16 protein-coding genes, 1 tRNA gene and 7 pseudogenes are annotated in these 15,000 nt (G+C 66.2%); 18 read left to right on the plus strand and 6 right to left on the minus strand.

Annotated features, from left to right (window positions below; translation table 11 throughout):
• Positions 1-648, plus strand: coding sequence for a phosphate signaling complex protein PhoU (gene phoU, locus K0H76_RS14855; protein WP_258933464.1), 648 nt, complete (start codon positions 1-3; stop codon positions 646-648).
• 39 nt (positions 649-687) lie between these two features.
• Here the strand turns inward: phoU and K0H76_RS14860 are convergent.
• Positions 688-1,429 (minus strand): annotated as a pseudogene (locus K0H76_RS14860) (phosphoglyceromutase).
• Positions 1,430-1,472: 43 nt separating this feature from the next.
• A complete protein-coding gene (locus tag K0H76_RS14865; protein WP_258933465.1) occupies positions 1,473-1,805 on the minus strand; it encodes a DUF2516 family protein in 333 nt (110 codons plus the stop codon).
• Between the two features lie 38 nt (positions 1,806-1,843).
• On the opposite strand from K0H76_RS14865, the pseudogene tmk reads away from it, so the two are divergent.
• The 10 genes and pseudogenes from tmk (at position 1,844) to K0H76_RS14915 (ending at position 8,817) form a co-directional block, all read left to right on the plus strand.
• Positions 1,844-2,522 (plus strand): annotated as a pseudogene (gene tmk / locus K0H76_RS14870) (dTMP kinase).
• Positions 2,515-3,698: pseudogene (locus tag K0H76_RS14875) on the plus strand (DNA polymerase III subunit delta'). Before tmk ends, K0H76_RS14875 begins: the two co-directional pseudogenes overlap by 8 nt.
• Positions 3,691-3,825 carry a hypothetical protein gene (locus K0H76_RS14880; RefSeq protein WP_258933466.1) on the plus strand — a complete coding sequence of 45 codons (135 nt, stop codon included), beginning with the start codon at positions 3,691-3,693 and terminating at the stop codon, positions 3,823-3,825. The pseudogene K0H76_RS14875 and the gene K0H76_RS14880 overlap by 8 nt, the downstream one beginning before the upstream one ends.
• A 105-nt stretch (positions 3,826-3,930) precedes the next feature.
• Positions 3,931-5,283 carry an alpha/beta hydrolase gene (locus tag K0H76_RS14885; protein ID WP_258933467.1) on the plus strand — a complete coding sequence of 451 codons (1,353 nt, stop codon included), beginning with the start codon at positions 3,931-3,933 and terminating at the stop codon, positions 5,281-5,283.
• 90 nt (positions 5,284-5,373) lie between these two features.
• The gene (locus tag K0H76_RS14890; RefSeq protein WP_258933468.1) at positions 5,374-6,117 is read left to right on the plus strand and encodes a universal stress protein; all 744 of its coding nucleotides are present in this window, start codon (positions 5,374-5,376) and stop codon (positions 6,115-6,117) included.
• Positions 6,114-6,338, plus strand: coding sequence for a hypothetical protein (locus tag K0H76_RS14895; protein WP_258933469.1), 225 nt, complete (start codon positions 6,114-6,116; stop codon positions 6,336-6,338). The genes K0H76_RS14890 and K0H76_RS14895 overlap by 4 nt, the downstream gene beginning before the upstream one ends.
• Before the next feature lie 2 nt (positions 6,339-6,340).
• Entirely contained in the window at positions 6,341-6,490 is a 150-nt protein-coding gene (locus K0H76_RS14900; RefSeq protein ID WP_258933470.1) for a universal stress protein, read from the plus strand.
• 80 nt (positions 6,491-6,570) lie between these two features.
• A tRNA-Thr gene (locus tag K0H76_RS14905) sits at positions 6,571-6,646 on the plus strand.
• A 959-nt stretch (positions 6,647-7,605) separates the two neighbouring features.
• A pseudogene (locus K0H76_RS14910) lies at positions 7,606-7,659 on the plus strand (hypothetical protein); the annotation flags it as partial.
• Between the two features lie 218 nt (positions 7,660-7,877).
• A pseudogene (locus tag K0H76_RS14915) lies at positions 7,878-8,817 on the plus strand (cation diffusion facilitator family transporter).
• A gap of 22 nt (positions 8,818-8,839) precedes the next feature.
• Here K0H76_RS14915 and K0H76_RS14920 read toward each other — a convergent pair.
• From K0H76_RS14920 to K0H76_RS14930, 3 genes and pseudogenes are all read right to left on the minus strand, one after another.
• Positions 8,840-9,209, minus strand: a pseudogene (locus K0H76_RS14920) (metalloregulator ArsR/SmtB family transcription factor).
• Between the two features lie 82 nt (positions 9,210-9,291).
• On the minus strand, positions 9,292-9,579 hold the full coding sequence (locus K0H76_RS14925; RefSeq protein WP_258935430.1) for a universal stress protein: 288 nt from the start codon (positions 9,577-9,579) through the stop codon (positions 9,292-9,294).
• Between the two features lie 50 nt (positions 9,580-9,629).
• A complete protein-coding gene (locus tag K0H76_RS14930) occupies positions 9,630-10,106 on the minus strand; it encodes a universal stress protein (protein WP_258933471.1) in 477 nt (158 codons plus the stop codon).
• 443 nt (positions 10,107-10,549) lie between these two features.
• Here K0H76_RS14930 and K0H76_RS14935 point away from each other — a divergent pair, with 443 nt between their 5' ends.
• Entirely contained in the window at positions 10,550-10,912 is a 363-nt protein-coding gene (locus K0H76_RS14935; protein WP_258933472.1) for a GAF domain-containing protein, read from the plus strand.
• Between the two features lie 2 nt (positions 10,913-10,914).
• Positions 10,915-11,355 carry a GAF domain-containing protein gene (locus tag K0H76_RS14940; protein WP_258933473.1) on the plus strand — a complete coding sequence of 147 codons (441 nt, stop codon included), beginning with the start codon at positions 10,915-10,917 and terminating at the stop codon, positions 11,353-11,355.
• 156 nt (positions 11,356-11,511) lie between these two features.
• Here K0H76_RS14940 and K0H76_RS14945 read toward each other — a convergent pair whose 3' ends face one another.
• Positions 11,512-11,793 (minus strand): hypothetical protein, encoded by a 282-nt coding sequence (locus tag K0H76_RS14945; protein ID WP_258933474.1) that lies wholly within the window; start codon positions 11,791-11,793, stop codon positions 11,512-11,514.
• 44 nt (positions 11,794-11,837) lie between these two features.
• Here K0H76_RS14945 and K0H76_RS14950 point away from each other — a divergent pair, with 44 nt between their 5' ends.
• The 5 genes and pseudogenes from K0H76_RS14950 (at position 11,838) to K0H76_RS14970 (ending at position 14,896) form a co-directional block, all read left to right on the plus strand.
• Positions 11,838-12,173 carry a hypothetical protein gene (locus K0H76_RS14950; RefSeq protein ID WP_258933475.1) on the plus strand — a complete coding sequence of 112 codons (336 nt, stop codon included), beginning with the start codon at positions 11,838-11,840 and terminating at the stop codon, positions 12,171-12,173.
• Positions 12,170-12,816, plus strand: a pseudogene (locus K0H76_RS14955) (response regulator transcription factor). The gene K0H76_RS14950 and the pseudogene K0H76_RS14955 overlap by 4 nt, the downstream one beginning before the upstream one ends.
• Before the next feature lie 208 nt (positions 12,817-13,024).
• Complete coding sequence (locus tag K0H76_RS14960; protein ID WP_258935431.1) at positions 13,025-13,552, plus strand: Hsp20/alpha crystallin family protein; 528 nt, start codon at positions 13,025-13,027, stop codon at positions 13,550-13,552.
• Between the two features lie 857 nt (positions 13,553-14,409).
• Positions 14,410-14,733: a universal stress protein gene (locus tag K0H76_RS14965; RefSeq protein ID WP_258933476.1), complete on the plus strand. Its 324-nt coding sequence runs from the start codon at positions 14,410-14,412 to the stop codon at positions 14,731-14,733.
• Between the two features lie 10 nt (positions 14,734-14,743).
• Positions 14,744-14,896, plus strand: coding sequence for a universal stress protein (locus tag K0H76_RS14970; protein WP_258933477.1), 153 nt, complete (start codon positions 14,744-14,746; stop codon positions 14,894-14,896).
• The last annotated feature ends 104 nt before the right edge of the window (positions 14,897-15,000 follow it).

Raw genomic sequence — 15,000 nt, forward strand, 5'->3', positions numbered from 1 at the left:
ATGCGCAAGCTCTTCCAGGAAGACCTCCACAATCTCGGCGACAAGCTGCATGAGGTGGTGGTCCTGGTCCATCAGGCGATGGGCAAGGCCTATCGGGCATTCGAGACCGCGAACGTGCACTTGGCTGAGGAGGTGATCGCCGACGACGTGCAGATCGACAGACTCCAGGCCATGCTGGATGAGAAGGCGGTCGAGCTGCTGGCGCTCCAGGGGCCGGTGGCGTCGGATCTTCGGCTGGTGGTGGGTGCGCTGCGCATGTCCACCTCGATGGAGCGCATGGGCGATCTGGCGCGGCACATCGCCCAGCTTGTTCGTCTGCGATACCCCGAGCACGTCGCTGAGCACTCGCTGCGGCGCGTGTACCAGGAGATGGCAGAGAAGGACATTCTGATTGCGAAGAAGCTCGTGGAGCTGCTCCTGACCCGGGACCCTCAGCTCATCAGCGAGATCGAGTCGCTCAATGAGCAGATCAACGACCTGCACGCCGGAGTCTTCATCACGATCGCTGGAGACCAGTGGACGGCAGGCGGGGCCGCCAGCGCCGATGCTGCGCTGACGTCGCGCTACTTCGAACGGTTCGCCGACCACGGCGTGTCCGTGGCGCGCAAGGTCGGCTACCTGCACACGGGCGAGCTCAACGCCCGATAGGGCCGCTTACCGCCGAGCAGGCGGTCCTATCGGCTCCGACTATTTCTTGCCCTGGTTCGCGACCGCCTGGATCGCGTCCTTCGCGGCGTCGGGGTCCAGGTAGGTGCCGCCGGCAGTCACGGGGCTGAGGCTTTCGTCCAGCTCGTAGTGCAGGGGGATGCCGGTGGGGATGTTCACTCCTGCGATGTCCTCGTCGCTGATGCCGTCGAGGTACTTCACCAGGGCCCTGAGCGAGTTGCCGTGCGCGGCGAGCAGAACCGTCTTGCCAGCCTTGAGGTCTGGAACCACCGACTCCTCCCAGTAGGGCAGGAAGCGGTCGACGACGTCGGCGAGGCACTCCGTCCTGGGCGGGGACTGGAGGTCGGCGTAGCGCGGATCCCCGCCTGCGAGTAAGGGTCTGCGTCGTCGATCTCAGGGGCGGGGTGTCGAAGGAGCGGCGCCACATCATGAACTGCTCGTCGCCGTAGGTCTCGCGGATCTCGGCTTTGTCCTTGCCTTGGAGGGCACCGTAGTGACGCTCGTTGAGGCGCCAGTCCCGCTTCACCGGGATCCACAGCCGGTCCGCCGCCTCGAGAGCGAGGTGGGAGGTGGTGATGGCCCGCTGGAGCAGCGAGGTGTGGACGACGTCCGGGAGAAGGTCGTTCTCGGCCAGCAGCTCTCCGCCGCGTGAAGCCTCGGCGCGGCCGGTGTCGGTGAGCTTCACATCAACCCAGCCGGTGAAGAGGTTCTTCTCGTTCCACTCTGACTGGCCGTGGCGCAGCAGAATCAGGTTGTAGGCCATTGCGAGGGCTCCTTGCCGTTCGAGGGTTTCGGGGCGCGCCCGATCAGGACACTTCCGGGTTGACGTCTGCCAGATAGACGGTGGCCATCACCGCTGCAGCCACTGGGAACAGCAGTGTGAAGGGGCCGAAGCCCAGCAGGCCCAGCAGCGCGAGCAGGCAGGCGCCGCCGGTCATGGCGAGCCAGAACTGTTTGGTGCGTTTGAACGCGATCTCGAATCGCTGGGAGTCCTTGCTCAGGCATTTGACCAGCGCCGCGATCGCCACCACGAGGATGACGAGGGCGAAGAGCTGGTAGAGCAGGCCTTGGATGGTCGTCACCCAGATCCACACGGGGGCGACGGCGAGCTGGCTTGTCAGCGCGAGGGCATCAGTCATGATGGGGCCTATCCTATCCATGCCTGAGGCGACGGCGGATAGGCTGTCCGCGTGACGGACATTCCCCCACTTCTTCCGCACCGGCGCGCCCGGGCCTATTTCTCGCATTCGAAGGCGGAGAGGGCGCAGGCAAGAGCACCCAGGTCGGCCTGCTGCGCGAATGGCTGTCCGCAGTAAGCCGTGACGTGATTGTGACGCGCGAGCCCGGGGCACTGACATCGGCGAGCGCGTCCGGACCATCCTTCTGGAGCACGGGCAGGGTGAGGTCGATCCGCGCACCGAGGCGCTGCTGTTCGCAGCCTCGCGCGCCGCGCACGTGGTCCAGAAGATCCGCCCGGCGATCGAGGCCGGGCAGGTCGTGGTGTCTGACCGGTTCGTGGACTCCTCGTTGGCCTACCAGGGCGCCGGACGTGAGCTGGGCGTCGAAGCCGTCGCGGACCTCAACGACTGGGCCACCGAGGGCATGGTGCCGGATCTGACCGTGCTGCTCGATGTGGCGCCCGCGATCTCCAAGGCCCGCCGTGAGGCGCGGGATCTGGGCGCGCCGGGGACCGCATCGAGTCTGCAGAGGAGACGTTCCACGCACGGCTTAGGGACGCGTTCCTGGGCCGGGCCGCCCAGGCGCCGGAGCGCTATCTGGTGCTGGATGGGACGCTTCCCGCACCTGAGGTGCACGCGCGGATCCGCGAGGCGCTGGAGCCGATGCTGAATGTCTGAGCAGGTGGAGGCCGACGCCCCGTCCTCAGGCGTCTTCGGCGAGCTGGTGGGGCAGGAGAAGGTGGTGGAGCAGCTGCAGACGGCTGTGGCTTCGACGCCTGCGCACGCCTGGCTCTTCACGGGCCCGCCCGGCTCGGGCCGGTCCAATGCGGCGCGCGCCTTCGCGGCCGCCCTGAACTGCGAGGCCGGTGACGGCTGCGGAGCCTGCCGGACCTGCGAGCTGATTCTGAGCGGCACGCACCCTGCGGTGTCCATGGTCTCGACGGAGAACGTCACCTACCGCATCGAGGATGTCCGTGAGCTGGTCACGACTGCCCAGGACCGGCCCCAGGGCGCCGAGTGGCGAGTGATTGTCATTGAGGATGCCGATCGGATGACGGAGCGGGCGACGAACGTGCTCCTGAAGGCGATCGAGGAGCCTCCGCCGCGTACGATCTGGGTGCTGTGCGCCCCCTCCCCGCGGATGTGCTCATCACCATCCGTTCGAGGTGCCACTGGTCAGTCTGCGCATTCCTCCGGCTGAGGCGGTGGCTCAGCTGCTGATCGAGCGGGATGGGCTGAATCCCGAGCAGGCGGCTTTCGCGGCTCGGGTGTCCCAGAACCATGTGGGCGTCGCGCGTTTACTGGCGCGTGATCCTGAGGCCCGCCGACGCCGGGAGCATGTGGTCTCCTGCCCCTTCGGGTCGGCAGCGCCTCCACTGCTGTGCTCGCGGCGGGCGAGCTGGTCAGCATCGCCCAGACGGAGGCGGAGGCCGAGTCGGATGCGCGGCTGAGCGATGAGACGGCGTCTCTGCGCCGCTCTCTGGGCTTGGATCCGGAGGAGAAGGTCCCGCCGAAGCTGCGCGGACAGTTCAAGCGGCTCGAGGAGGACTCCACGCGCCGCGCGAAGCGGTCCGTCCATGATGCGCTGGACCGAACCCTGATTGATCTGACGGCTGTGTTCCGCGATGTCCTTGCGGTGAAGCTGGGCGGGGAGAACGGTGCGATGGAGCTGATCAATGATCATCTTCGTGAGCAGCTCATCGACTATGCCGATCGGCTCACCCCGGAGCAGACTCTCGAGTGCCTCGAGGCGCTGAACGCGGCTCGCGACCGCATCAGCAGGAACGTTCCCCGCAGCTGGCGATGGAGGCCATGATGATGCAGCTCATCCCACGAAAGGCCTCGAATGCCTGAGCTTCACTCCCGAGCGGCACGGTGGACGGTTCCCCTGGTCGTGGCGGCTCTGGGCCTCTCAGCCTGCGCAGAGCCGGAGGACGACGCCGCTAAGCGAATCCACCGCGGAGACGCCGCCTGCTGCTGAAGATGCGCCCGAGTCTGCCCAGGACGCGCAGGGGACGGGGAGGACGACGAGCGCCTCGCGGACTTCTACGCCCAGGAGCCGGACTGGGAGGACTGCGCGGCCGCGATGCAGTGCACAGACATCACCGTCCCCGTCGACTACGAGGATCCGGAGGGCGACACGCTGGAGATCGCCCTCATCGCCGACTCCGTCTCCCCTGACGACGATTTCGTCCTGACCAATCCGGGCGGGCCGGGCGAGTCGGGCGTGGACATGGTCGGTGAGCAGCTCAACGGCATCGTGAGCGCGGAGGTGCGGGAGGAGCTGAACATTGTCGGCTTCGACCCCCGCGGGGTCCACCGGTCGGACGGCGTGGAATGCATGACCGACGAAGAGATGGACGCCTACCGGGAGGAGGAGGCGGACCCTGAGACGAATCCGGATGAGGAGTTCGCTCAGGCGCAGGAGCAGGCGGAGGAGCTCGGGGCGCAGTGCGCCGAACGCACCGGTGAGCTGCTGGGCCACGTCGACACGTTCTCGGCTGCCCGCGATATGGACATCATTCGAGGCGCCCTGGGCCAGGACGAGCTGCACTATATGGGCTTCTCGTATGGGACGAAGCTGGGCATGGCTTACGCGGAGCTGTTCCCGGAGCTCGTGGGCCGCTTCGCTCTGGACGCGATGATGGATGTGACCAACGGCGCCCACGATCTGACTGTTGCCCAGGCGGTGGGCTTCGAGGAGGCGCTGCGGGGCTTCGCGGAATGGTGCGCTGCGGAGGCGGAGTGCACGGTCGCGGAGACCCCGGACGAGGTGGTGGAGACGGTGCGGCAGCTGTTCGCCCAGGTGGATGAGCAGCCGGTGACGGTGGAGCCTGCGGGTCGGACCCTGAACGTCTCGATGCTGGTGAGCGGCTTCATCACCCCGATGTACTCGCCGGAGGGGTGGGAGTTCCTCGCTGAGGCGCTGACGCTGGCGCTGGAGGAGGGCGACTACTACGGGTTCATGTTCTGGGCTGATCAGCAGGCAGGACGGGCGCCGTCGGGTGAGTACGAGTGGATGTCGTCGTGGGCCTTCCGCTCAGTCATGTGCTTGGACTACAGCATGGCCTCTGACCAGGAGAGCATCGAGGCCGAGTTCGAGGAGCTCACGGAGCGCGCACCCACGTTCGGGCCTTACCTGGGCCACTCCGGGGTGCTGTGCGCTGAGTGGCCCCATGAGCCTGTCTCGGACGGCTGGGAGCCGGGATCCATTGCGGATCAGGAGCTGCCGCCGATGCTGATGGTGGGCACCACGGGTGACCCCGCCACTCCGGTGCAGTGGGCTGAGAGCATGCACGACGCGGTGCCCAGCTCGTCGCTGATCGTCTACGAGGGTGAGGGACACGTCGCATACCGGCCGGGCAATGACTGCGTGACCGATCTGGTGGACGCGTGGCTGGTCGACGGTGAGCTCGAGGAGGGCCGCTTCACCTGCTGATCAGGCAGAACGTGCGTTCATCAAGAGGTCGTGCGACCGTCCGCCCCGTGGACCTACCGCTCCTGAAATTCTTCTACAACCTGTAGAAAAGTGATCTGCGTCGCATTAGAATGGGTATTGCCGGTACGGCGACGCTGCCTCGAGGGAGGGGCATGTCCGCTGTTTGCGCACTTAGCCCCGAGCCGCAGGAGGAAGCATGAGCAATTCGGAGACCGGCACACAGTCCGGCATCACGTCGTACGGTCTGGACGATCGACCACTGGGGTTCTGGTCGGGTTCGACGGGTCCGAGCAGGCCAGGCTTGCTCTGCACTACGCCGCCCGCGCAGCCCAGCGGCGCAATGCTCCGCTGACCGTGGTGCACGCGTTCAAGCTGCCCTCGGCCATCTACACCACTCTGCCTGCCATCCCTGAGGTCCCTGAGGACAGCGCCACCCGCAAGGCCGCTCAAGAGACTCTCGGCCAGGCCCGCGACTACCTCGAGGAGTACCCGGGAGAGGTGACCTATCGCGCCGAGCACGGGGACGCGGTAGGCATCCTCGTGGAGCTGTCCTCCTCGGCCCACCTCGTCGTCCTCGGCGGACGCGGACGGGGCGGCTTCCTGGGGCGCATTCTCGGCTCCGTCTCCTCGGCCGTGCCGGGCCACGCCCACACGCCCACCGTCGTGGTGCCGAAGTCCTACGCCGAGACGGTGAAGGACCTGGACGACCCCTTCGCGCCCATGAAGGACGAAAGCGCACCGGTGGTGGTCGGACTCGACGGCTCGAAGCAGTCGCGCGTCGCAGCCCTGCAGGCCGCCGAGGCGGCTGATGCCCGTCGCAGTGGCTGCACATGATCCTCACCCTGCCGCCTCTGGGCGACACCCTGGAGTGGTACCCAGGTGTGGGCCCCAGCGACAGCACCTCCGTGCAGCGTCGGGTGAATGAGCTGAAGAAGCACATGGAGCGCGAGGCTGAGTGGATCCGCGGCCACTTCCCGCACCTGGAGGTCACCGTCGGCGTGGAGTCAGGCACCCCTGTGGGCACCCTGGCGCTCGCCAGCGAGAGGCCCAGCTGACGGTGGTCGGCACACGCGGCCGCGGCGCGGTGGCCAGCACGCTGATGGGCTCCACGTCACGAGGTGTGCTGCTGGCCGCGCAGGGCCCGGTCATGGTGGTGCCGGAAATGGACGACGAGCGGCTTTCAGACCAGCCGACGTCCGCCCTCTGAGGCGCCGCCCAGCCCTGATGAGCGAAAGTGCCGCGTGGTGAGCTAGGATGATTCACCGCGCGGCGCTTTCGCGTCCGCAGGCCTCCATAGCTCAGCTGGTAGAGCGTTCCACTCGTAATGGAAAGGTCACCGGTTCAAATCCGGTTGGAGGCTCCACCTGGGCCTGCGCAATGAGCCGGAAACGCAGGTCAATCGCTAGAGCTCAGTAGTGATCACTGCGCCTGGACCGTTGTCATGCTCGTCCTGGACCAGGGCCAATAAGACAGCCCCGACCATGTGATGACTGCCCCAGGACACTGCAGCTCGTCGAGCATGCTGCGTCGCGGATCAGCCATGGTTTCTCTCAGGTATGAGAAAGGCCTCACCGGACAGTGAAGGCCCTCTGCCGTTGGGTTCGCATATAGGTGGCCCGCAGGCGTATCAATCGACCGGCAATGCGCGTAGCGTTGAAAGTGACTCACTGGCCGCTAATGTCGATCGGAGCTGTCGAATGTCTACGGAATCCAAGAAGGAGCGGGCAGAGCAGGACCGCCTACGAGCAGCGAAAAGCAAGGGTTCATCTCGCCTCGACCGATGGAACGACGAGGGTGGCGCGTACGAGCCCCAGGACGATGATGCTCCGGGCAAAGGTGACCGTCGGTCCTGAGAGGGGCCACCGTCCACCTGCCTTTCGAACAGCCCGTGAGCGAAAGCGTCCCAACGTGCGTCATAGTAGGCGGAGGCCCTGCTTAAGCATGATGGCCGGACTGCTGCTGGCGCGCGGGGGTATCGATGTCCTCGTGCTGGAGAAGCACGCTGACTCCCTCCGCGACTTTCGCGGAGAAGGTGGAGAAAGTACAACTCCTCGCCTCCGCTGGCGAGCAGGTCACAGTGGCGGACTTCGGCCGCCTGAAACAGCCTCACACGTACGTGGCGCCAGCGGTCTCCTTCTCCATCCCCTGGACGTCTGGTGGTTCAGGCTGAATGCTCATCCCTAGGGGCTCCGGCTCAGCCCTGCGGTCGCGAGGAGAAGAATCCCTGCGCACGGAGGTGGCCGCTGCCCTTCCCGAGGCTGTGGAGGCCGCTCAGCGACTGACCCTTTCAGACGTCGGGCTCTTGGACGTCAAAGGCATCGCCTGACACGTTGGTGGCACTTCGGGCTTCTGTGCATCGGCGATGCTGCGCACGCCATGCCGCCTGTGCGAGGCGTAGGGGTCGGCGTGCGGGCCGATCATGCTCCCGCCTTGGCAAGGCGTCCTCCCTCGACTGAAGGAACCCCAACGGGCCCGCGGCTTGCTGATAACGCTACGTGTTCGCACCTTTGGCTGATATTGAAGCAGAGGCATAACATCGCCATAGGGCGATCTTTTTGCCCTCGACGCTCTGCGGACACGGGAGGAGGATCACCATGGGCGCTGGACATCAGCACGGCTCCGCGCCCGCACAGGCGGCGGAGGCCCCGACTATCGTCGCCGGTTGGGGATCGCTCTGGGTCTGGTGCTCGGCATCGTCGTCGCCCAGGCTATTGGTGCGTGGATGACCGGCAGCCTGGCACTGCTGGTGGACCTGGTCCACTCCTCACCGACTCAGCGGGCCTGCTCGTGGCTCTTGCCGCTGCCACCCTCATGGTTCGACCTCCCAGCGCCAAACGGACGTGGGGTTTCCGGCGAGTCGAGGTTCTGGCCGCCCTCGGTCAGGGTCTTCTGCTCCTGGCAGTGAGCGTGTATGCGGTCATTGAGGGTATAGACCGCTGGAGCAGACCGCCCGAGGTCCTCGCTGGGGAGCTGCTGTGGTTCGGAATCATCGGCTTGGTCCTGAACCTCGCCGCCGTCGCCGTTCTGTCTTCCGGCCGCAGCGCCAATTTCAACATGCGAGCCGCGTTCCTGGAAGTTCTCATGGACGCTCTCGGGACTATTGCGGTGATCATCTCAGCCATCGTGATGATGACTACCGGGTACAGCCGAGCCGACACCATCGCGGCGTTCGTCATTGCCCTGATGATCGTCCCGCGTGCGGCCATCATCACCCGGGACACGCTGCGTGTGCTGATGGAGTTCACACCCAAAGGCCTCGACCTCGACGAAGTCCGGCAGCACATCATGGACCTGGAGCACGTCAAAGATGTTCACGACCTGCACGCTTCCACTGTGGCCACAGGGCTTCCCACCATCTCCGGCCATGTTGTCCTCGAGGATGCCTGCTTCTACGACGGGCACGCCCCTGCCGTCCTTGAGACCATACGGGAGTGTGTGAGCGAGCACTTCGACGTCTCCATCGAGCACGCGACGTTCCAGCTCGAAACCGAGGACCACAGCCGCTGCGGACCCGGAGGCGCAGATCACCCATAAGGCCGAGGCATCATGGGTGCCTCTATCGCTGTGGTGCGTCCTCGCGCAGGGGGCACAAGGTCACGGCATCTCCGGTGAGCGACAGGACCGACTCGGCTGACGCGAGCAGCTGCATGACGGCCTCCGCGTGATTCAGCGAGTAGACGGAAGCGCGCCCCTGTGCACGTGAGCTCACCAGCCCGCACTCCCGCAGGCACGCAAGGTGCTTCGACACAGTGCTCTGCGAGAGGCCCAGATGCTCCGTCAGGTCAACGACTCGATGCTCGCCCAGCTGGAGATGCTGAAGGATCACGAGCCTCGAGGAATCGCCGAGCCCCGAACAAGGAGGACGCAGCGTCCACCGCACGCACCTCGCCCACCTCGTGGTGCGACTCCTGAGCTGCCTTCGGCATCGCCATACATCGATGCTACAGGGTGCCCCTCCGCTGCCCCGGGCCACGTCCTTGCCGCTTCTCATCCAGAGCGCCTCGCGCGTCAGTCCTTGTGGGTGGGCACCACGAGCACGGGGCATGCTGAGCGGTTCAGCACAGACTGGCTGACCGATCCGAGCAGCAGCCCGGCGAATCCGCCGCGGCCGCGGGTGCCTATCACCACAAGACCCGCGGTCCGGGAAGCCTCGGAGACTGCCCCGGACGCTGACCCGTCGATGAACTGCCACCGCACCGCCACATCCGAGAAGTTCTCAGCCACGTACTGGGCCATCTTATGCAGGTGATCGGTGTAGTAGCGGCGCAGGCTGGGCAGCTCCAGGTTGTACTCCACCGTGTTGGGGTACCAGTGCACACCATCCAACGGAGCCGCAGAGAGCAGCGTCAGAGGCCGTTCCACAGCTGAGCCGCCTGCGCCGCCGCATCCACCACGTGCTTGGCCGCGCTGTCGACGTCGACGCCTGCCACGACCTCTGAGTCGAAGTTGAAGTCATGGGAGACGTTGGAGAACCTGCGCCGCTTATGCGTTCGAGGCGCCGACTCCTCCATCGCAGTCATCGGCTCATCCGGGACCCCCTCTGCGCTGGGGTGCTCCTGGGCCGGGGCGAGAAGCTCCTCGGTCGACCCCGCTTCCCATTTGGCCGGTATGACAAGCGTCGGGCAATGGCTGTGCGCGGCCAGCTTCGCCGACACGCTGCCCAGCATGCGCCCGGTGAACCTGTTCCGACCGCGCTTGCCGACCACCGCCACCTCCGCGGAGCGGCTCTCCCTGACCAGCGCCGCCGCCGGGTCGCTCTCCACGGCCAGGGTGGAGACCTCAACTCCGACTTCCTCCGCCTGTGCCGCGTACCCGTCGAGCACCTTCTGGGTCTCCCCACCACAATGTCGAGGAACTCGATCATCGACGGCACATAGAAGGCATCCGTCACCACCGGGTACGCGAAAGTTCCCACCAGCCGCAGGGGTAGGCCCCGCTTCTCCGCGATCCGCAGCGCTGCGCGGAACGCCCGCTCACTGTCGGGCGAACCGTCCAACCCCACCAGGACGCCGGGGTGCGGTCATCGTGCGCTTCGTTCGAAGGATTCATAGCCTGACCGTAGACCTGCTGGACTCCTCAGAGTAGGGTCTAAAGTCCCTGGACTTACCCGCCCAGGGGACAGGAGTTGCAGCAGGTGCTGACCGCACAATAGGGCCCAGCCCGTACTGTCCGAGATGGCTCATTGAGGACCACGATGTCTGTTCCGCATTCTGGTGATGGCGCACCGAGAAAGAACTCGGTGACATGGCCGACGCCCCAGGATGCTGTGCCTGACACACGTGCCCGGGCTGCGCAGCGGCGGCTGCGAAGCCTGGTTGAGGCAAGTCAGCGCGTCACCGGCGAACTGGACCTTGAGCATGTTCTGCGTCAGATCGCCGAATCGGCCGTCGCTCTCGTCGACGCCCAGTACGGCGCTCTGGGAGTGCTGTCGTCGCGCGGTGGGCTGGAGAAGTTCATCCACGTCGGCATGCCCCAAGACACTGTCGAGCGCATCGGGCATCTGCCGGAGGGGCACGGGGTCCTCGGCGCGGTCATCGACAGTGCCTGCCCGATCCGCCTGCGGGATCTCAACACAGACCCCAGAGCGGTCGGCTTCCCTGAGAACCATCCCCCATGGACAGCTTCTTAGGGGTGCCGATCACTATTGACAGTGAGACGTTCGGCAATCTCTACCTCACGAACCGTGCAGGCGGTCCTTTCACCTCCGACGATGAGGAGCTCGTCACCACTCTGGCTGCCACCGCGGCGATTGCGATCAGCAACGCCAGACTGTACGGCGACGCCTGCCGTGCCCAGCGGCTGAGCGAGACGCTCAACGACGTCACCGCCGCACTGCTGTCATCACCGCACCACGACGCGTTCAGCATCGTCACACGGCACCTGGCCTCTCTCACCGATGCGGACATGGCCAGCGTGATCGTCTCCGACGGGAAGGAGAACGGACTGCGCGTCCAGGATGCGTGGGGCACCGGTGCGGGGCTCGCCGAAGGAACTGCACTCCGCCCCCGCCCCATGACGGTGCTGTTTCGCGGGCCATGGACGGTCAGCCCAGCCTCTGGACAGGACCGCTGAGCGAGCCGGGCCCGTTCCTCGCGGAGGTGCCCCAGGCCTCGGTGATGGCCGTGCCGCTGGAGGTCCAGGGAGACCGTGCCGCTGCACTGTGCGTCACCCGCTCTGAGCACCGGAGCCCATTCGCCGCAGAGGACCTCACCCTGCTCTCGGAGTTCGCTAAGCCAGGCCAGTCTCGCCGTCGCGCTGGCATGGGCCCGAGCCGACCGGCAGCGTCTTGAGATCGTCGAGGACCGCACACGCATCGCACGGGATCTGCACGATCACGTGATCCAACGGCTCTTCGGCGCAGGACTCGGCCTGCAGGCGCACGCATCTGCACACCCCGAATGCGCAGACGCCATGGAGGAGCAGGTCGCTCTCATCGATGCCGCGATATCGGATATTCGTACGGCCGTCTTCACCCTCCAGACCCGTTCCTCCTCCGACACTCCCCGGCATCGCCTCCTCAGTGTGGTGACCGAGTTCTCGGGAGGCTGGCGACGATGCCGCGACTTGCCTTCGCCGGACCGGTGGACCTCGTCGTCTCCGGATTGTTGGCCGATGACCTAGTGGCCGTCCTGCGGGAGTCGCTGACGAACATCGCCCGGCACGCCGATGCGAAGGCAGTCCGCATCGAGATCAGCGCCGCGGAGTCCGATGTCACGCTCACCGTCGACGATGACGGGGTCGGCCTCTCAGCCCACTCGGACCGGAGCAGCGGCAAGGCCAACCTCTCAGCGAGGGCACGGGCGCACGGCGGGACATTCGCCGTCAGCTCGAACGAGCTCGGCGGGACTCGAGCACAGTGGACCGTTCCCCTCGTGAAGGAGATTCCATGACCCGGGTCTTCCTCGTCGACGACCACGAGATCGTCCGGCACGGCATCGCACAGCTGCTCAGCGCCGAGCCGGGCTTGGAGATCGTGGGCGAAGCCGCTGGGGTCCGGGAAGCTCTGGTCCGCATCGCAGCAGTGCGCCCGGACGTCGCTGTGCTCGACGTCCATCTTCCGGATGGGAGCGGCATCGATCTGTGCCGCAGCATACGCTCAGATCACCCGGAGATCCGCTGCCTGATCCTCACCGGCTACGACGATGACGCCGCAAGCGTCGCCGCGGTCATGGCGGGGGCTTCAGGCCACGTGCTGAAGAACATCAGGAACCGGAGCCTGATCGACGCGATCCACAGGGTCTCCCGCGGCGAGAACCTCATCAGCCGCAACCTCGCCGAACGGGTGCGCAGGTCGGTCACTGAACAGTCGACCAGCTCCGATGCCTCCGGCGGGGACCTCACTCTCCGGGAATCACAGGTTCTGCAGCTGATCACCGACGGGCTCACGAACCGGCAGATCGGGAGCAGCTGGGGCTGGCGGAGAAGACCGTCAAGAACTACGTCTCGGGCCTGCTCACCAAATTGGGCATGCAGCGCCGCACACAGGTCGCCGCGTACGGCGCGGCACGGCGGGCCGACCCCTCCTCCGCGTAGCGGCACGCCCCTGAGCCAGGGTCTCGCGAGTCCGCTCACACTCCCGCTGGTGCCGATGACGCTGCCGTGGGACCAACGGCCCTATGGCGCGACCGGGTCGCGGCGGAGAGTATGTGCAGCTGCCGTTGCCCCTTCAAGACCACCGAGAGCGGGAGAAAGCCTTATGGCGGAGACCCTTGTGCGCTGCGATCCCTTCACCGGTGCCGAAATGCCTCGGGTGGACATTCCAGAGGCTGACATCCTTCAGATCCTGCGGGGCACGCTGCACACGTTCAGCGTGCGCAGCGAAGACGGCGGAGCGATCGTCGTCGAAGCGCTTCTGCCGCACTTCGGGCCCAAGGACATCACGCTGACCATCAGCACCGGTCACCTGCTCATCCAGGCGGAGCGGTACGAGAAAGCCGACGAGCAGTACGCGGTCCGAGGAAGCAGCGGCTTCTCTCGCAGCGTGGCCCTCCCGCCGGAGAGCCGCGTGGAGAGGGCCACGGCTGAGTTCTCCGACGGACACCTGAGCATCACCGTCCCATGGGCGGGAGAGACAGAGTGCTCCGCTCTCCAGGAACCAGCCCGTCCTCTCGGATCGAGCTTCCCACCAGTCCAACACAGGTCCCCGCAGACCGACTCCGCGTCTGCGACGCGAGGGGCCGAAAGCACCCTCGCACACAGGCGGCCCGCACGCGCGTCAGGTCCGCAGTCCAGCACTCGCCTCGTGATGCAAGTCCTGACCGATGCCTGACATGAGATTAGGGCAGGGGCCCGTGGCCATCGTCGGCGCCGACGGTCAGGTCGGCACCGCCGTGAGGACGCAGTTGGCCGAACGGCCGAACGAAACAAGAGCCGTAGGCCGACATAGCGACTTGGCTCATGCGTTTGCGGGCGCATCAGCCGTGGTACACCTGGCGGGAGCCTGCGGCCCCAGCGGCCCAACACCTACAAGGCTGCGAACCTTGACTCTGTCCGGGCCACGATGGCCGCCATGGAGGGTCCGGAGCCCGGCGCGTGGTATTCCTGTCCTATCTGGACGCCGATATGTCGTCGACAAACCCGTACCTGCGATTCAAGGCGGAAGCGGAAGAGCTCATCCGCGCCTCCGGCGTCCCTGCAGTGATCTTCCGGGCTGCGCACATCGTGGGGTCTCCGCCGTCCCCGGACCTACGGCGCAAGCAATGCTCTCATCGCGAGACCGGCCCGTCACGGTGCTGGGTTCGGGAAGCAGCGCTATGGCTGGATTGCGCGAGAGGATGTCGCTGAGATTCTCATTCGCGCTGCTACTGACCACACGACACCGACTGGCACGTTCGAGCTGGCTGGACCGAATCCCCTGACCGTCGATGAATTCGTCAAGCACATCAACGGCCCCAGTGTGCGCATTCGTCATGTGCCCAGTGGACTCGCACGGCTTCTGGCCCGCGTGCTGCCTTCACTCCCGGCCCCTCTGGTGGAGGTGATGCTGCACGACTGCTTGGCCCACGCAGATGCTGGACAGACCGCGGCCCGGTTCGGCGTCAGGCTGCGAAGCCTTCAAGAGGTTTGGCCTCGGGCGTAGGACCAAGGACCCTACTCGAGCCGTCCTCCTTGGGGAGGGTGAGCACTATGAACATCGACCCGCACGCCGCGCCGGAGCCCATCGCGTTCGAGCGCACCTCCCGCGAGCTGGGTGTAGTGGTGGGATTCGACGGCTCGACGCAGTCCATCCTGGCCCTCCACTTCGGCGCCCTGGAAGCACAGCGCAGCGGGCGGGAGCTGACGGTGGTCACCGCGTTCACCATTCCGGTTCAGGTCTACTCGACCCTGGCTGCACTGCCGGAGGGGTCCGACGCGACTCACGCCCTCGAAGCAGCCTCGATAGTGCTCAACGACGCCCGCCGATATCTGGAGGGCTACCCGGGAAAGTCGCCTTTCGCGGCGCCAGGGTGACGCCGCCGGGGTGCTCAAGGAGCTCTCCCGTTCGGCCGAGCTCATGGTGGTCGGGGCCCGCGGCCACGGCGGCTTTCTGGGGCGCATGCTGGGATCAGTCTCCTCAGCCCTGCTTACCACGCCTACTGTCCCACCATCGTTGTGCCCCGGCACTTCAAGGTGAGCGACGCCGAGGGCGCTGCCCGTTTCGCACCGCAACCGGACTCCCGTCCGGTGATCGTGGGGATGGATGGGTCTCGGCACAGCCGGGTAGCGGCTCTGCACGCC

It is taken from the genome of Nesterenkonia pannonica, assembly GCF_019575955.1.
In the GTDB taxonomy this organism is placed as follows: domain Bacteria; phylum Actinomycetota; class Actinomycetes; order Actinomycetales; family Micrococcaceae; genus Nesterenkonia; species Nesterenkonia pannonica.

What these genes read in the sequence shown, in the direction of transcription:
- K0H76_RS14865 (WP_258933465.1), bottom strand. Translation starts at nt 1,805, where the DNA reads ATGACTGATGCCCTCGCGCTGACAAGCCAGCTCGCCGTCGCCCCCGTG.
- phoU (WP_258933464.1), top strand. Translation starts at nt 1, where the DNA reads ATGCGCAAGCTCTTCCAGGAAGACCTCCACAATCTCGGCGACAAGCTG.
- K0H76_RS14885 (WP_258933467.1), top strand. Translation starts at nt 3,931, where the DNA reads ATGCAGTGCACAGACATCACCGTCCCCGTCGACTACGAGGATCCGGAG.
- K0H76_RS14960 (WP_258935431.1), top strand. Translation starts at nt 13,025, where the DNA reads ATGCCTCGGGTGGACATTCCAGAGGCTGACATCCTTCAGATCCTGCGG.
- K0H76_RS14895 (WP_258933469.1), top strand. Translation starts at nt 6,114, where the DNA reads ATGATCCTCACCCTGCCGCCTCTGGGCGACACCCTGGAGTGGTACCCA.
- K0H76_RS14950 (WP_258933475.1), top strand. Translation starts at nt 11,838, where the DNA reads ATGCCGCGACTTGCCTTCGCCGGACCGGTGGACCTCGTCGTCTCCGGA.
- K0H76_RS14945 (WP_258933474.1), bottom strand. Translation starts at nt 11,793, where the DNA reads ATGCCGGGGAGTGTCGGAGGAGGAACGGGTCTGGAGGGTGAAGACGGC.
- K0H76_RS14880 (WP_258933466.1), top strand. Translation starts at nt 3,691, where the DNA reads ATGCCTGAGCTTCACTCCCGAGCGGCACGGTGGACGGTTCCCCTGGTC.
- K0H76_RS14965 (WP_258933476.1), top strand. Translation starts at nt 14,410, where the DNA reads ATGAACATCGACCCGCACGCCGCGCCGGAGCCCATCGCGTTCGAGCGC.